This window comes from Methylovorus sp. MP688 (assembly GCF_000183115.1).
GTDB classification, from domain to species: domain Bacteria; phylum Pseudomonadota; class Gammaproteobacteria; order Burkholderiales; family Methylophilaceae; genus Methylovorus; species Methylovorus glucosotrophus.
On sequence record NC_014733.1, the window covers coordinates 2,668,198 to 2,685,473 of the forward strand.

General features: G+C 58.3%; 7 protein-coding genes and 1 pseudogene. 2 read left to right on the top strand and 6 right to left on the bottom strand.

Features of this window, described 5'->3' with window-relative positions:
• The first annotated feature begins 2 nt into the window (after positions 1 to 2).
• Positions 3 to 8,726, top strand: coding sequence for a GH36-type glycosyl hydrolase domain-containing protein (locus tag MPQ_RS12690; protein ID WP_013443365.1), 8,724 nt, complete (start codon positions 3 to 5; stop codon positions 8,724 to 8,726).
• Positions 8,727 to 8,806: 80 nt separating this feature from the next.
• Here the strand turns inward: MPQ_RS12690 and MPQ_RS12695 are convergent, their stop codons facing one another.
• Positions 8,807 to 9,277: a MarR family winged helix-turn-helix transcriptional regulator gene (locus MPQ_RS12695; protein WP_013443366.1), complete on the bottom strand. Its 471-nt coding sequence runs from the start codon at positions 9,275 to 9,277 to the stop codon at positions 8,807 to 8,809.
• A gap of 35 nt (positions 9,278 to 9,312) precedes the next feature.
• On the opposite strand from MPQ_RS12695, the gene MPQ_RS12700 reads away from it, so the two are divergent.
• Entirely contained in the window at positions 9,313 to 10,044 is a 732-nt protein-coding gene (locus MPQ_RS12700; protein WP_013443367.1) for a siderophore-interacting protein, read from the top strand.
• A gap of 114 nt (positions 10,045 to 10,158) precedes the next feature.
• Here the strand turns inward: MPQ_RS12700 and MPQ_RS14225 are convergent, their stop codons facing one another.
• The 5 genes and pseudogenes from MPQ_RS14225 to MPQ_RS12725 all read right to left on the bottom strand — a co-directional run bounded on the left by MPQ_RS14225 (position 10,159) and on the right by MPQ_RS12725 (position 17,276).
• Positions 10,159 to 12,681 (bottom strand): methyl-accepting chemotaxis protein, encoded by a 2,523-nt coding sequence (locus MPQ_RS14225; RefSeq protein ID WP_083801075.1) that lies wholly within the window; start codon positions 12,679 to 12,681, stop codon positions 10,159 to 10,161.
• A 41-nt stretch (positions 12,682 to 12,722) separates the two neighbouring features.
• A pseudogene (locus tag MPQ_RS13965) lies at positions 12,723 to 13,340 on the bottom strand (PAS domain-containing protein); the annotation flags it as partial.
• Positions 13,341 to 13,508: 168 nt separating this feature from the next.
• Positions 13,509 to 14,159 carry an FMN-dependent NADH-azoreductase gene (locus MPQ_RS12715; protein WP_041362440.1) on the bottom strand — a complete coding sequence of 217 codons (651 nt, stop codon included), beginning with the start codon at positions 14,157 to 14,159 and terminating at the stop codon, positions 13,509 to 13,511.
• 168 nt (positions 14,160 to 14,327) lie between these two features.
• Positions 14,328 to 15,794 (bottom strand): PLP-dependent aminotransferase family protein, encoded by a 1,467-nt coding sequence (locus MPQ_RS12720; protein ID WP_013443371.1) that lies wholly within the window; start codon positions 15,792 to 15,794, stop codon positions 14,328 to 14,330.
• A 78-nt stretch (positions 15,795 to 15,872) separates the two neighbouring features.
• On the bottom strand, positions 15,873 to 17,276 hold the full coding sequence (locus MPQ_RS12725; protein ID WP_013443372.1) for an efflux transporter outer membrane subunit: 1,404 nt from the start codon (positions 17,274 to 17,276) through the stop codon (positions 15,873 to 15,875).

Consider the following 17,276-nt stretch of genomic DNA (forward strand, 5'->3'; position numbering starts at 1 on the left):
GCATGCCTGCTTCATTGCAATCGCTACCCACTCGTCCCTTCCGCAAGCCAGCAACACTCTGCCATTTAATAACCGCGCCGCTACCTTCGCACGGTGATTGGCCGCACTTTCACCAGGAGCAGATCATCATCAAGGAACTCGGCTTTTCGTCGCGACCCCGCCATCCCCGGCATAGTGAGCAGGATACGGAATTGTTGCGCTCCGAATTGTTCAGCATAGAACAGCTGAAACGGCATGCCGCCATGCTGGCCACCCAGCATGTGCTGACACCGGGGCCGGGCCCGGACCACCTGCTGCCCCGACTGGCAGACAATGCACGAGTGCTTCTGGCTGCCTATGAAGTCGTGACCACCGCCGCCACCGAGGGCCAGCATCTGGTGCCCGCCGAAAGCTGGCTGCTGGATAACTTTTACCTCATCGAGCAACAGATCAGTCTGGCAAAACGGCACTTGCCGCGCGGCTACAGTCGCCAGCTGCCAAGGTTGGCGAATGGCATCTCGGCCGGGTTTCCGCGCATTTATGATCTGGCGCTGGCGCTGATTTCGCACATGGATGGCCGCGTGGATAACGACAACGCCAGCCAGGTAGTGGAGGCTTACCAGAGCGTGGAGGTATTGCGACTGGGCGAGTTGTGGGCATTCCCCATCATGCTGCAACTGGCGCTGCTGGAAAACCTGCGCCGCGTGGGCGTACGCATTGCCCGCCGCCGCGAAGAGCGCGATGCTGCCATCGCCTGGGCGGACCGCATGCTGACAACGGCAGAGCAGGAGCCGCAGCTGTTGATTCAATTGCTGGCCGAGTTTGCCAATGCCGACGTGCCGCTGACCGCGCCGTTTGTAGAGGAGTTTTACTCGCGCCTGCAGGCGCATGGCTCGGCAATGGCTTTTGTGCAAGCGTGGGTAGAGCACAAGCTGCAGGAGCAGGGCGTCACCGCCACCCAGCTTTCCGAGGCAGCCAGCCGTACCGCCGCCGCCAACCAGATTTCGATTGCCAACAGCATCAGCAGCCTGCGCTTTATCGGCACCATGGACTGGCGCAATTATGTGGAGTCGCTCAGCAAGGTCGAGCAGGTCTTGCGCAATGACCCGGCAGCCATGTATGCCGTGCAGGACTTCACCACGCGGGACCGTTACCGGCATGTGATTGAGGATGTGGCACGCCGTTGTGGCAAAGCCGAGCCTGTGGTCGCCGAAGCCGCCATTGCGCAGGCCAGACTCGCTGTAGCAAGCCTGGGAGCGGCACACCGCACCGCCCATGTCGGCTATTTTCTGGTCGATCACGGCTTGCCCGTGCTGGAAAAAGCCATGGGCCGCCCACCCTCCTGGAAGATACCGGCGCGACAGTATTACCTGCGCCACCGGCTGCTGGTGTATCTGGCGCCAATGGCGCTGCTGACGGCGCTCTCCGCGTTCATCGTACTGCGCCAGCTGCAACCGCTGGCACTGGACAGCATGTATTACTGGCTGTTTGCCGTGCTCAGCATGGTTGGTCTTTCCACCTTGTCGGTCACGCTGGTCAATCTGGTGGCCACCTGGATGCTCAGACCGCGTGTATTGCCGCGGCTGGATTTTTCGCAAGGCATTCCGCCCGAGCATTGCACCATGGTCATCGTGCCCACGCTGCTCACCTCGATGGCCGCGATTGATGCCTACATGGAAGCGCTGGAAATACGCTATCTGGGGAATCGCGATGCCCAGCTTTACTTTGCCCTGCTCACCGACTTTCCCGATGCACTGACCGACAGCCTGCCGACGGATGCGGCCTTACTGGCCCATGCGCATCAGGCGATTGCCACCCTCAACGCGACTTATCGCGATGACCGCCCCTGCATCTTTTACCTGCTGCATCGCCCGCGCACCTGGAACCCGGTGGAACGCTTATGGATGGGCTATGAACGCAAGCGCGGCAAACTGGAGCAGTTCAATGCGCTGCTGCGCGGCAGCGGACAGGCCGCGTTTGCGGAGATTGTCGGCGATACATCGCTGTTCCCGCGCGTGCGCTATGTGATCACCCTGGACACCGACACCCAGCTGCCACGCGATACCGCGCGCACTCTGGTCGGCAATATGGCACACCCGCTGAATCGGCCGGTGTACGACGCCAGGCGGGGCCGTATCGTGGAGGGCTATGCGATTTTGCAGCCACGCGCCGCCACCAGCCTGACCAGTGCCACATCTTCCTGGTTTACCCGGCTGTTTGCCGGGGAATCCGGCATAGACCCTTACACGCGCGAGATATCGGATGTGTATCAGGATCTGTTTGGTGAGGGCTCCTTTATCGGCAAGGGTATCTACGATGTGGATGCCTTTCGCCAGGTGGTGGACCAGCAGTTTCCGGACAACCTGATCCTGAGCCACGATCTGCTGGAGAGTGGCTATGCCCGCTCGGCGCTGGTGAGCGATGTGGTGCTGATTGAGGATTATCCCGCCAGTTATCTGGCAGATGTCAGCCGCCGCCACCGCTGGATGCGCGGCGACTGGCAGCTGGTAGGCTGGCTTTTCCCGCGCGTACCCGGCCCGGCGGGCGAAAGCGGTGAGCGCGGACAACGCGCCGCCAATCCGATCAACGCGCTCTCGATATGGAAAATCTTCGATAATCTGCGACGCAGCATGGTGGCCCCGGCCTTGCTCATGCTGCTGGCAAGCGGCTGGCTGCTCGGGGTAGGCGACGCCATATTCTGGACCAGTCTCATCCTCATCGTGCTGTTTGCGCCCATGCTACTGACCAGCCTGGTGGATCTCTGGCATAAACCCGATGACCGCGACTGGCTTGTGCACCTGACGCAGACCGGCAAATCCATAATGCCACCGCTGTCGACAGGTCTGCTGACCCTGGTATTTTTGCCTTATGAAGCCCTGATTGCGCTCGATGCGATACTGCGCTCCGGCTTGCGCATGCTGTTTACCCGCCGCGGGCTGTTGCTATGGCATACCCGCGCCTATGCCGTGCGCAATGCCAAACGCACCCTGGGCGACTTTGCACTGGAAATGTGGATAGCGCCTTTCCTCGCCATCGCGCTGTTTGCCAGCCTGCTCGGCCTCATGCAACAAGGGCAAGTGATTGCCTGGCAAGTCATCCTGCCCGTCTTGCTCGCGTGGTTCATCGCGCCCGTCATCGCCTGGCGCATCAGCCTGCCGCTGCCCAAGACCACAGCCGAGCTTACATCCGAACAGCGGCTGTTCCTGCGCAAGCAGGCGCGGCGCACCTGGCAGTATTTCGCCACGCTGGTCGGGCCGGATGATCACTGGCTGCCGCCGGATAATTTCCAGGAATTCCCCGCGGGCATGATCGCGAGCCGCACCTCACCCACCAATATCGGCATGGCCCTGACCTCCAATCTGGCGGCCTATGACCTGGGCTATCTTTCGGCCGGGGAGCTGATCACGCGCAGCGAGCACACGCTATCCACCATGGCCTTGCTGGAGCGCTATCGCGGCCACTTTTACAACTGGTATGACACCCGCACGCTGGAAGTACTGCGCCCACACTATGTCTCGTCCGTGGATAGCGGCAATCTGGCGGGCTGCCTGCTAACCCTGCAAATGGGCCTGCTGGAGCTGAAAAAGCAGACCACACTACCGTCGCAGACATTCCACGGCTTGCAAGATACCTTTCAGGTGCTGGAGGAGCATGTGCCTGCCACCGCTGGCGCTGATGCCCAATCGCACCTCAGATGGCTGCGCAAGGAGCTGAACGCGCTTTGCGCGCCTGGTGTTGCCTTACCCAGTCCGACTGCGGCCTTCACGATAATGGAGCAACTGCACGACAGCGCCGCTGCGCTGGCGATATCGCTGGCTAACGAAGGAAACACCGACGCGCAGCTCGGCACCTGGCTAGATGCACTGGACAAGCAATGCCTGGCGGCCTATCAGGAGTTATCGCTGCTGTCATCCAGCCCTCATCATGTGCCGGATGACGGGAGCGCACCCCACGAAAGCCAGTCGCGCCATGCGCGTATTGATGACCTGATGGTGCAATGTGCCCAATTGGCGGTCATGGATGCCGACTTCTTGTATGACGCCGAAAGTGGTTTGTTGAGCATAGGCTACGACGTGCGCGAACGCAGGCGCGACCCCTCCTGCTACGATCTGCTGGCCTCGGAAGCGCGCCTTGCTAGCTTTCTGTTCATCGCCGAAGGAAAGCTGCCGCAGAAGCACTGGTTCATCCTGGGCCGCCTGCTGACCAGTCAGGGTGGCGAACTGAGCCTGATCTCATGGAGCGGCTCCATGTTTGAATACCTTATGCCGCGGCTGATGATGCCCAGCTACGACAACACCCTGCTGGACCAGACCTGCAAAGCCGTGGTGTTGCGCCAGATTGAATATGGGCGGCAGCGCGGCATCCCCTGGGGTATTTCCGAATCCTGCTACAACGCCACTGACGCCAGCCATGTCTATCAGTATCGGGCATTTGGCGTGCCTGGGCTGGGCTTCAAGCGCGGCCTGGCAGATGACCTGGTGATTGCCCCTTACGCCACGGCGCTGGCGCTGATCGTCATGCCACGCGAGGCCTGCCGTAACCTGCAAGCCATGGCGGGCCTGGGCTTTAGCGGGCAGTTTGGCTTTTATGAAGCCATCGATTACACGCCGTCACGCGTGCCGCGCGGCAAAACCCATGCGGTGGTGAAGTCTTACATGGTGCACCATCAGGGCATGAGCTTGCTGGCGTTTGACCATGTGCTGCGCGATGCACCCATGCAGCGCCGCTTCATGGCGGCCCCTGCCGTGCAGGCTACGGCATTGCTGTTGCAGGAGCGCGTGCCCAAGAAAGGCGACACCTTGCATCCGCATGCCGCAGAAGTAAGTGCGGCCGCCAGGCCTCCGGTGGCAGACCGTGGTTCGCTCATGCGAGTGCTTACCAACCCGCACACCACCCTGCCAGAAGTGCATTTACTTTCCAACGGACATTACCATGTCATGGTCACCAACTCCGGTGGCGGCTACAGCCGCTGGCGTGATCTGGCCATTACCCGCTGGCGTGAAGATGCCACCATGGATGGCTTTGGTACCTTTATCTACCTGCGTGATCGCGATACCGGCTATTACTGGTCAAGTGCTTACCAGCCCACCCATGGCAAAACCGATAGTTTTGAGGCGACTTTCGTGCAGGGGCGGGCCGAGTACCGCCTGCGCGACCAGGCCATTGAAACCCACACCGAGATCAGCGTCTCACCAGAAGATGATGTCGAAATCCGCCGCGTGACGCTGGCGAATCTATCCTCACGGCACAGGCGCATTGAAATCACCACCTATGCCGAGGTGGTGCTGGCCCCGCTGAATGCCGATCTGGCGCACCGGGCGTTCAGCAATCTGTTTGTGCAAACCGAGATTCTGGCAGATCGCCAGGCCATCCTCTGCACGCGCCGCCCACGCACGCCTGAGGAGCAGGTGCCATGGATGTTCCATCTGCTAGCAGCCCCCGGAGCGGTGGCGGGCACCTTGTCGTTTGAAACAGACCGCGCCCAGTTTATCGGGCGCGGACGTAGCGCCAGCCATCCGGTGGTCATGGATAGTCGCGCCGGACCAGCACTGCTCTCCAATAGCGCAGGTTCCGTGCTGGATCCTATCGTCGCCATCCGTTGCAATATCAGCCTGCCCGCCGATGCTTCGGCCGTCATCCAGATTATTTCCGGCGTGGCAGATACCCGTGAGCAGGCACTTGCTCTGCTGGATAAATACTGTGATCGGCACTTCGTGGACCGCGCATTCGAGATGGCCTGGTTTCATAGCCAGGAAGTATTGCGCCTGATCAATGCCAGCGAGGCCGATGCCCAGACCTATGCACGCCTGGCTGCCTCCATCATTTATGCCAGCGCTTTGCGCCGGGCTCCGTCTGCCGTCATCCTGCGCAATCAGCAGGGGCAATCCGGCCTGTGGCGCTTTGGCATTTCCGGTGATCTGCCAATTGTGCTGTTGCGGGTGGGCGATATCAGCCGCCTGCATCTGGTGAAGCAGGCGCTACAAGCTCATGCCTATTGGCGCATGAAGGGGCTGGTGGTCGATCTGGTGATCATCAATGAGGATTTTTCCGGCTATCGCGCCCTGCTGCACGACCAGATCATGGGGCTGATCAATACCGGCTCCGAAGCGCAGGTCATGGATAAACCGGGTGGCATCTTCATTCGTCGGGCGGAGGAGCTGTCGGAAGATGCCCGTGTACTGCTGCTCTCGGTCGCCCGTGTGGTGCTGCATGATACGGCGGATACCTTGATTGAGCAGATTGATCGCCGCGTCTCCAGCGAGCGGGTATCCGATATGCTGCAGCCGGTATTGCCGCATGAAAACACCCCCAACGTGCCGCTGCTTGCGCCATCGCGCCAGTTCTTCAATGGCCTGGGCGGATTCTCCGAGGACGGACGCGAATACATCATCACTCTGCCGCCCGGTGCGACGACCCCGGCACCATGGTCAAATGTGATCGCCAGCCCGCATATCGGCATGGTGATCAGCGAAAGCGGCAGCAGCTATACCTGGGTTGAGAACGCCCACGAGTTCCGCCTCACCACCTGGCATAACGACCCCATGAGCGATAGCAGCGGGGAGGCTTTTTATGTGCGCGATGAAGAATCCGGCGCTTTCTGGTCACCGACGCCCTTGCCGGCGCGCGGCCTGTCGGGCTATGTCTGCCGTCATGGTTTCGGCTATAGCGTATTCCAGCATGAAGAAGCGGGCATACGCTCCCAGCTGACCACCTTTGTCGCCATGGATGCGCCCGTCAAGTTTGTGGTGATCAAACTGAGCAATCACTCGGGTCGCGCACGCAAGCTATCGCTCACTGGCTACTGGGAGCTGGTGCTGGGGCAGTGGCGCCATGCCAACATGATGCACGTGGTGACCGAAATCGACCCCCATAACCACGCTTTATTGGCACGCAACCAGTATGGCCAGGAGTGTGCGAATCGCGTGGTATTTGCCCAGGTTAACCTGAGTGAGCGCTCCATGTCGGGCAACCGCGTCGAGTTTATCGGCCGCAATGGCACACTCGCCAAGCCAGCTGCCATGCAACGCAAGCGCTTGTCAGGCCGCACCGGCGCCTGCCTGGACCCTTGTGCCGCCATTCAGGCGCCACTGGAGCTGGCCGAAGGTCAGGCACGCGAAGTCGTTTTTGTATTCGGCGCGGGCGCCAATACCGACGAAGTGCACCACTATATTCAGCAATATTGCGGACCTGCCGGTGCCGATGCTGCCCTGGAAAAGGTGAAGGCTTACTGGGAGGTGACCCTGGGTGCGGTGCAGGTAACGACGCCTGATCGAGCCATGGATATTCTCACCAATGGCTGGCTGCTTTACCAGACGTTGGCGTGCCGCATATGGGCACGCAGTGGTTACTACCAATCCGGTGGGGCTTATGGTTTCCGTGACCAGCTGCAAGACACCATGGCGCTGGTGCACACCACGCCAGGGCTGGCACGTCAGCAGCTTATCACCTGCGCCGAACGCCAGTTCAGTGAGGGCGATGTGCAGCACTGGTGGCACCCGCCTGCCGGGCAAGGCGTACGCACCCACTTCTCGGATGATTATCTGTGGCTGCCCTACGCCACCTGCCGTTATGTGCAGACCACGGGCGATGCAGCCGTGCTGGATAGCCGCATTTCCTTCCTGGAAGGGCGTCTGCTGAATCAGGAAGAGGAGTCTTATTACGACCAGCCGCAACGCTCGGCCGAAGAAGCCACGCTTTACGAGCATTGCGTGCGGGCCATCCGCCATGGCTTGCGTTTTGGCGTGCACCAGTTGCCGCTCATGGGCTGTGGCGACTGGAACGATGGCATGAATCTGGTCGGCCGGGCAGGTCAGGGCGAGAGCGTGTGGCTGGCCTGGTTCCTGTTTGACAACCTGACCCAGTTTGCCGCCCTGGCGCAAAGCCGCCACGATAGCGCCTTTGCCGAATTCTGCACCGGGCAGGCCGCCCTGTTGCGCCAGCATATTGAAGCCCATGCCTGGGATGGCAGCTGGTATCGCCGCGCCTATTTTGACGATGGCACACCACTGGGCTCCAGCAGCAATAGCGAATGTCAGATCGACTCCATCAGCCAGAGCTGGGCCATCATCTCCGGCGGTGGCAATCCCATGCGCGCCCGCATGGCGATGAAAGCGGTGAATGAACGCCTGGTCATGCGCGATGAAAAGCTCATTCGCCTGCTGACTCCGGCATTTGATACCTCCAGCCTGCAACCCGGCTATATCAAGGGCTATGTACCCGGCATCCGCGAAAATGGCGGGCAATATACCCATGCCGGCGTGTGGGCCAGCATGGCCTACGCCATGCAAGGCGACACCGAGCAGGCCTGGGCGCTATATGGCATGCTGAACCCCATTCACCATGGCAGCCACCCGCAAGACATGCTGCGCTACAAGGTGGAGCCTTATGTGATGAGTGCGGATATTTATACGGCAGAAGCGCACATGGGCCGAGGTGGCTGGAGCTGGTATACCGGCGCGGCAGGCTGGATGTATCGCCTGGGCCTGGAAACCCTGCTGGGGCTGGAGTTACGCGAAGATCGCCTGCTTATCCATCCGCGCATCCCCGCTGACTGGACCACGTATCAGATCCGCTATCGCTATCAGCAAACGCATTACCAGCTCAACTTCCGCTGCACCGGCAGCCACCACAACATCATGAAGCAGATATGGCTGGACGGGCAGCTGATGGAAGGCTGGCCGCCCAACACCCTGATGCTGGTCAATGACGGGGTAGACCATGTGATGGAGATTCATCTGGAGGGGTGAATCGTGCGTGCCTGAGACATGACCGACGTCGTGCACACCATACAAAGGGGCCCGCAGCCATGTGCGGTCCCAGGGTTGTATTACTCCTGGGATTTGTCGAGATTGCTGCCTACCTTCTTCAGCAAGCGCAACAATTGCTGATGCTCCTCTTCACTCAAACCCTGCACCGCTTGGGCCGACAGTGCATGCTCCGCTTCCTGCAGTCCGTGGATGATGGCAGCCCCCTGCGCAGATAGATTGAGCCGGGTGCTGCGGCGGTCATGTTCATCTGGCTGGGCATCCAGAAGGCCTTTTTTGCGAAGGTCCGTGATCAGTCGTGCGAGCTGGGCTTTGTCGCGTCCCGAGTGGGTGACGAGATCGCTCAATGTGGCATGGGGATGCCGCGCAAAAAACCCCAGCGCCTTGTATTCCATATGCGTCATGTCCAGCGCCTGTTCACGAATCAGACGGAATTGCTGTGCGCGAAACACATGCATCAGGAGATGCAATTGCTCAAAAAGGCCATGAGCATCGCTCAACTTATAGTTGACATTGTCTACTTTGTTTTGCATTATGGTTGATATTATCAACTAAAAAGAGTGGATATATGGAAACATTAATCACTGAGCGCACATTTGAAAAGGTGCGCTTCCCCATCGAGTTTAGAGAAGTTGTCGTATCTCGTGTAGAAAAACCCACGCCGGGCTTTGTGGCGGTGACCTTTGCAGGCGAGAGCCTGGCGGGTTTCAACAGTCTCTCGTTTGATGACCACATCAAGTTTATCTTCACCAACCAGCATGGCGAGCGGGTACGGCGCGACTATACTCCTCGCTCCTTTAGTGCAGGTGACAGTACGCTGACCATCGAATTTGCCATGCACGCGGATGGCGATGCCGCTTATTGGGCGGCGCTTGCCAAGCCTGGTGATCAGGCAACCATCGCAGGCCCCAAAGGCTCCATGATTATCCCCAAGAATCTTGACTGGCATGTCTTGATAGGGGATGCCTCCAGCCTGCCAGCGATTGCGCGTCGACTGGAGGAACTGCCGGAGGATGCACATACCATCGCCCTCATTCAAATCGGGCAGGCAGAAGACCGCCGCCAGCTCAAACAGCCTGCGGGCGCCATCATCAAATGGCCGGAAACGCCTGCCATGCTGAATGAAATGTTGGAAGCACTGGCGTGGCCAGAGGGCGAGGGCTTTGTCTGGGCCGCGGGGGAACACAGCAGCATGCTTGAGGTGCGCAGCAGACTGCTGGCGCTAGGGCTGCCCAAAGAACGCATGAAAGTAGCTGCCTACTGGAAAAAAGGCGCGCGCGATTTTCACGAGAAAATCTAGGCAGCCGCTTCGCAGCGCCGGGCGCCAGATAGCCATCAAGGTGGCGCTCTGGCGCAGGATAAAACTAAACGGGGGTTTGGTTAAGGGATAAAACCTGCCACGATAGCCTCCGTTTTATCGCCCCACCACTGCCAGCAAGGGGCGGGCAGATAGGGCGTTACCGGCCTCGACCTTGTATCGCGCGACAGTTTCCATCAGGATACCCGCCTGATCCGCCAGCGACATGGCGGCCGCAGCGGCCTCCTCCACCAGCGCCGCATTCTGCTGGGTCACGCTATCCATATTGCTGATGGCGACATTCACTTGGGCAATACCCGTACTTTGCTCACTGGAAGCACTGGTGATTTCTGCCATGATATTGGTGACGCTCTGCACGGAGGCCACAATGTCATTCATGGTTGCCCCGGCTTCGCCCACTAGTGTGGAGCCATCCTTCACTTTTTCTACCGAGATGGTGATCAGCTGCGCGATTTCCTTGGCGGCCGAGGCCGAGCGCTGGGCCAGATTGCGTACCTCACTTGCCACCACTGCAAAGCCTCTGCCATGCTCGCCGGCACGTGCAGCCTCTACCGCCGCATTAAGCGCAAGAATATTGGTCTGGAAGGCAATGCCATCAATCACGCTGATGATATCGACGATTTTTCTCGAACTCTCGCTGATGCCGGACATGGTCTGGATAACTTCATTCACCACATCACCGCCCTTGATCGCGATTTCAGAAGCACTTTGTACGAGCTGATGGGCTTGCTTGGCACTACTGGCATTCTGTCGCACGGTCGACGCCAGGTCATCCATACTGGAAGCGGTTTCCTGCAGCATGGATGCCTGCTTTTCCGTACGCTGAGACAAGTCGTTATTCCCTGTCGCAATTTCATTGGCCGAGGTGGAAATGGTATCGCTGGAGCGCTTGATCTGCGTAATGATGCCCGCCATGTTATCGATCAACGCATTGACGCCCTCGCACAGGATGCGCAACTCAGAGGTTTTATCATCGAGCACAATGCGACTGGTCAGATCCCCCGTTTTGGCGGCAGCAACAATCGCCTGGGTTTCTTCAACAGCACGGTTCATTACCTGAGTGCTTAACACCTGTGCAGTAATATCCGTCGCGTACTTGACCACTTTGTATGGCTTGCCATTCAGATCAAAGATGGGGTTATAAGAGGCCTGCAGCCAGACTTCCTTGCCGCCCTTGCCCATGCGTTTGTATACACCGGCATCGTATTGCCCGGAACGCAGGCGCTCCCAGAATTGGGCATAATCAAGGCTGTTGCGGGACTCTGCATCCACAAACAGACTGTGCGGCTTGCCTGCCGCCTCTTGCAATGAGTAGCCGAGAATATCGAGAAACTTCTGGTTGGCGGTGAGCACCGTGCCATCCAGGCTGAACTCGATGACACCTTGCGATTTGCCAATCGCCGCCAGCTGGCCCGAAAAATCGACATTTCTTAGTTCCTGCTCGGTGATGTCGGTCGCATATTTGACGACTTTGTATGGCTTGCCATTCAAGTCGAAGATGGGATTGTAAGAAGCCTGCAGCCAGACTTCCCTGCCGCCTTTGGCAATGCGTTTATAAATTCCGGCATCGTACTGGCCCGCGCGCAGGCGCTCCCAAAGCTGCTTATACTCGCGGCTGTTGCGAGTAGCCTCATCCACAAACGTGCTATGCGGTTTGCCTCTTAGTTCCTGCTCGGTGATGTCGGTCGCATATTTGACGACTTTGTATGGCTTGCCATTCAAGTCGAAGATGGGATTGTAAGAAGCCTGCAGCCAGACTTCCCTGCCGCCTTTGGCAATGCGTTTATAAATTCCGGCATCGTACTGGCCCGCGCGCAGGCGCTCCCAAAGCTGCTGATACTCGCGGCTATTGCGGGTTTCCATATCCACAAACGTGCTATGCGGTTTGCCCGCAGCCTCTTCCTGCGAGTACCCCATGATATCCAGAAACTTCTGGTTGGCCGTGATGATGGTGCTGTCCAGGTTGAACTCGATCACGCCTTGCGACTTGCCGATCGCAGCCAACTGCCCTGAAAGGTCGGCATTTCTTAATGCCTGCTCGGTAATGTCGGTCGCATATTTGACGACCTTGAACGGTTTGCCATGCAAGTCAAAGATGGGATTGTAGGAGGCTTGCAGCCAGACTTCCCTGCCGCCTTTGGCAATGCGTTTATAAATTCCGGCATCGTACTGGCCCGCGCGCAGGCGCTCCCAAAGCTGCTCCACAAACAGACTGTGCGGCTTGCCTGCCGCCTCTTGCAATGAGTAGCCGAGAATATCGAGAAACTTCTGGTTGGCGGTGAGCACCGTGCCATCCAGGCTGAACTCGATGACACCTTGCGATTTGCCAATCGCCGCCAGCTGGCCCGAAAAATCGACATTTCTTAGTTCCTGCTCGGTGATGTCGGTCGCATATTTGACGACTTTGTATGGCTTGCCATTCAAGTCGAAGATGGGATTGTAAGAAGCCTGCAGCCAGACTTCCCTGCCGCCTTTGGCAATGCGTTTATAAATTCCGGCATCGTACTGGCCCGCGCGCAGGCGCTCCCAAAGCTGCTGATACTCGCGGCTATTGCGGGTTTCCATATCCACAAACGTGCTATGCGGTTTGCCCGCAGCCTCTTCCTGCGAGTACCCCATGATATCCAGAAACTTCTGGTTGGCCGTGATCCCGCGCGCAGGCGCTCCCAAAGCTGCTGATACTCGCGGCTATTGCGGGTTTCCATATCCACAAACGTGCTATGCGGTTTGCCCGCAGCCTCTTCCTGCGAGTACCCCATGATATCCAGAAACTTCTGGTTGGCCGTGATTACTGTGCTATCCAGATTGAACTCGATCACGCCTTGCGACTTGCCGATTGCCGCCAGCTGACCGTCAGCATCCAGCGCCTTTAGCTGCTGGGCTGTAATGTCCGTGGCGTATTTGATAACCTTGCAGGGTTTGCCATCCGCATCCAGTACGGGGTTGTATGAGGCTTGCAGCCAGATCTCCTTGCCACCCTTGCCCATGCGCTTGTAGACACCGGCATCGTATTGACCGGAGCGCAGGCGCTCCCATAGTTGCCGATACTCGCTGCTGTTGCGGGTTTCCGCATCCACAAAGGTGCTATGCGGCTTACCAAGGGCTTCATTCAAGGAGTAACCAAGGATATCCAGAAACCTCTGGTTGGCCGTAATCAAATGCCCATCCATGCTGAATTCGACAACCCCTTGAGAGTTGCCAATTGCAGTTAACTGACGTTGCAGATTCAGTAGCTCAAGATCACGTGCTGTTTTTTTTGAGAAGAGGCGCGAAAGCAAAATAGATAGCTTATAAGAGTGTACGTAGCTACTACTACGTCGACTTTCTCATACTCTTTAAGCTGCATCGATATGGGCTGCATACCTTATGCCCCCACCATTTGCACGATTAATAGCGCATGTTTTGATCTTTCTCTTATCAACCCAGCCTCATGAACCGCGCTTTAATCACTGCAGTCTGGCGATGCTGTTCAGCCACTCCTGAGCAACAGCATCCAGTTCGCCGCGGGCACGTTTCAGAGCCTCTTCACGAGCTACCTGATCCGAAAACTGCAGCGGCTGCGCGTCAACAAACCAGGGATTTTCCACGCCCAGAAAGGCAAACGGGGATTTCAAAGCCGGGGTGAGGGCATCCATATGCGACCAGGGGCTGAGGCCGGGCCGGAGGTCGGCGCCCCGGGCGGTAATGAACAGGGTTTTCTGGCGGGTGAGATTGCCGGTCGTGGTGCCGTCTTCATGAAAGTTATACGTGAGATTGGTGCGCACCAGATTGTCGATAAACGCCTTGAAGCTGGATGGCATGGAGAAGTTGTACATGGGCATGGCGAATACCAGCAGGTCCGACATCAATACACGCGCGCAGAGCTGGTCCGAATATTCCAGGGTCTTTTTCATGGCGTCGGTGCGCTCAGCGGCAGGCGTGTAGGTTGCCTTGGCAAAGTCCCCGCTCACATGCGGCGGTGTCTCAACGGACAAATCGAGGTAATCGACTGTCAGCCCGGGAATACGCTTTTTCAGGGTTTCCACAAAATACGCGGACAACATTTTCGAGTTGGAAAGCTGGCGCTTGGGGCTCGCGTCTACATGCATCAGTCTCATTTCAGTCACTGCCTTTTCGTCATGATTAAACATGTGACGATGGTAAGGAGTGCGCCGTGACGGATACAGAGCCAAAAAATGCGTATTTGGGTAGGCCATGAATGGTACCGGATATCTAAGGCGGCACCAGGAAGCAGAAATGCTCAGGCAGGCAAAAGACGATCGGACTCAGGTAAAAAATGTATGCAGCTGCCGCGCGGCAAGCTCCGCCGTCCTGGCATTCGGGATATTGGTGAAGCCGATGATGAGGCCGTTATGCGGAGAGTGTATGCCGGGCACATGCGCCGACTGACCGGGATTGGCCGTCCAGCGGGACAAGGCATGTATACCATAGCCCAGCTGGTTGAAGCTGTCGGCAATAGCCTGATCCGCATGCTGGCTGGTGATCCTGGCGGCGAAATGCATGCCGTTCTTGTGCGCGTTGATTTCAATGAGGTCGCCCAGTACATCCATCAACACCTTGCTGGTCATCTCCCGCCGTTCAGCATACAAGGACCGCATTTTTTTAAGGTGCCGTGAAAAATGCCCCTCGGCGATGAAGTCGTTGACGACGAGCTGGGGGCCGATGGAGCTGCCCAGCGGATAGAGCTGGGCTTTCTCGGTGCAACTATCCACCAGGCTCTGCGGCATCACCAGATACCCCAGGCGCAGGGCAGGGAAGAGCGTTTTACTGAAGGTGCCCGCGTAGATCACGCGGTCATATTGATCCAGGCTTTTCAGCGAGGGCAAGGGGTAACCGGAATAACGAAACTCGCCGTCGTAGTCGTCTTCAATCACCCAGGCGCCGGTGCTGCCTGCCCAATCCAGCAACTGCATGCGGCGCGACCAGGACAAGGCCATGGCGAGTGGACTTTGATGCGATGGCGTCACGATCGCCAGGCGGGCCTTGGGCGACATGCGTATGCCTTCTGACACCACCATGCCCTCCTGATCCACCGGCACCCGCACCAGATGCGCGCCGAGGTCGGCCAGCATGCGGCTCGCCAGGATATAGCCCGGGTCTTCCATCCAGACATCGGCACCCCGCAGATTCAGGCAGCGCGAGAGAAAATCCAGCGCGCCCTGATACCCCACCGTGATAAATACCTGCTGGGGCTCACAAACCACCCCGCGTGACAAGCGAAGGTAAGTGGCTATCGATTGCCGTAGCGGCAAATAGCCCAAAGGATCGCGATAAGAAAAATCATGGGCCGACAGATTGCGCATTCGTCTTGAAGCCAGTCGGGACCACACTTTTCTGGGAAAGGCATCATACGCCGGGCTGCCAGGGAGAAACACATGAGAAGGGCCGCTTGCCACCGGGCCGGAACCCGCATGCGATAAAGAGGAAGCCTGAGAGGGCCGCACAGGCGCAGAGGTCGCTTTGCCCGCTGGCCGAAAGGGCGCATGCACAAACGAACCCGCCTGCCCCTTCGACACAAAAATGCCCTCGCCCAGCAGCATGGAATACGCCGTTTCCACCGTGCCGCGCGCCACGTTAAGCGCGCTCGCCAGCACCCGGGTGGAGGGCACGCGGTCCCCATCATTCAGCAGGCCGCTTTCAATGGCCTCTTTGAACCGCGTGTATATCTGCAGGTGTATGGGCTCTGCAGCCGCCTTGTTCAGCGTGATTAATGTGGCTGACTTTTCCACCATGGCCCAGTGCAATGCATAAATAATGAAGTTTTCATTATGCCTTACAGGCCAGTGATTGGCGATGTATCAGCCAAACACTCAGAACGCTCCGCCCCCTAACACCTTGTACAGCGTGACCTGGTTGGACACATCCGACAGCCGCACCGTGATGAGATTCTGCTGGGCAGAGTAATAGCTGCGTTGCGCATCCAGCACGGTCAGGTAATTATCCAAGCCTTTTTCGAAGCGCAGGCGGGAGAGCGTGAAGCTTCTTTCCGTCGCATTCACCAGCGCCGTCTGGGCGGACAATTGCTCTTCCAGCGTGGCGCGCTGGGCCAGCGAGTCAGACACCTCCTTGAAGGCAGTCTGGATGGCTTTTTCGTATTGCGCCACGCTGATATCGCGGTTCACTTCCGCAACTTTCAGATTGGCTTTATTGAGCCCGGCATTGAAGATGGGCAACACGATTTGCGGTGCAAAACTCCAGGCCCGATTGCTCCCGTTAAACAGACTCCCCAGCTCATTGCTGGCCACCCCAGCGCTGGCGGTAAGCGAAATCGTCGGGAAAAACGCAGCACGCGCCGCGCCAATATTGGCGTTATAGCCTTGAAGATCGCGCTCGGCTTCCAGCACATCGGGGCGGTTTTGCAACACGGTGGAAGGCAGGCCATCAGGGAGGATCGCAGTTTGAGAAACGGCCTTCAGCGAGCGCATCTCGTCAAGATTGACCTCAGGCGCGGTTCCCACCAGCAGCACCAGGGCATTTCTGTCCTGATCCACCTGGGTCATGTATTTGGCTACATCGGCCCGTGCGGATTCCACACTGGTTTCAGCTTGCCGCAAGGTGAGCTCGGTAACGCTGCCAAATTCCAGCTGGCGCTTGGTCATGTCGTAGGATTCGCGCTGCGTGCGCAAGGTCTGCCGGGCCAACTCCAGGCTTTCCATATCCGCCACCATGGTGAGATAGGCATTCGCCACCTCGGCCACCAGCGTGATTTGGGCGCTACGCTTGGCTTCTTCGGTCGATAGATACTGGTAGACCGCCTGGTCACGCAGACTGCGGACGCGGCCAAAGAAATCCAGCTCATACGACGAGAAACCCAGGTTTGCCGAATACTGATGGGTCAGCAGCGTAGTGCCGGTAGTGGATGCTGCCGCTGGCGTACGTTGATTGCTGCCACTGCCCGTCGCATTGATCTTGGGGAAAAGATCGGCGCGCTGAATCTGATACTGCGCGCGCGCCTTTTCGATATTCAAGGTGCTCACGCGCAGGTCACGATTGTTTTCCAGCGCCTGACGTATCAGTTTTTTCAGGTCCGGGTCGGTGAAAAACTGCTCCCATCCCAATACCGCAGGGGCCGTGGCCTGCTTCTGCACGGCATCCGCCGTGGCTGGCCACTGGGCGGGAATCGGCGCCGCTGGCCGTTCGTATTTGGGCTGCATGTTCATGCAACCCGCCAGCATAAGGGCGGCGATTCCAAGAGGATAACTATACTTGTTCAT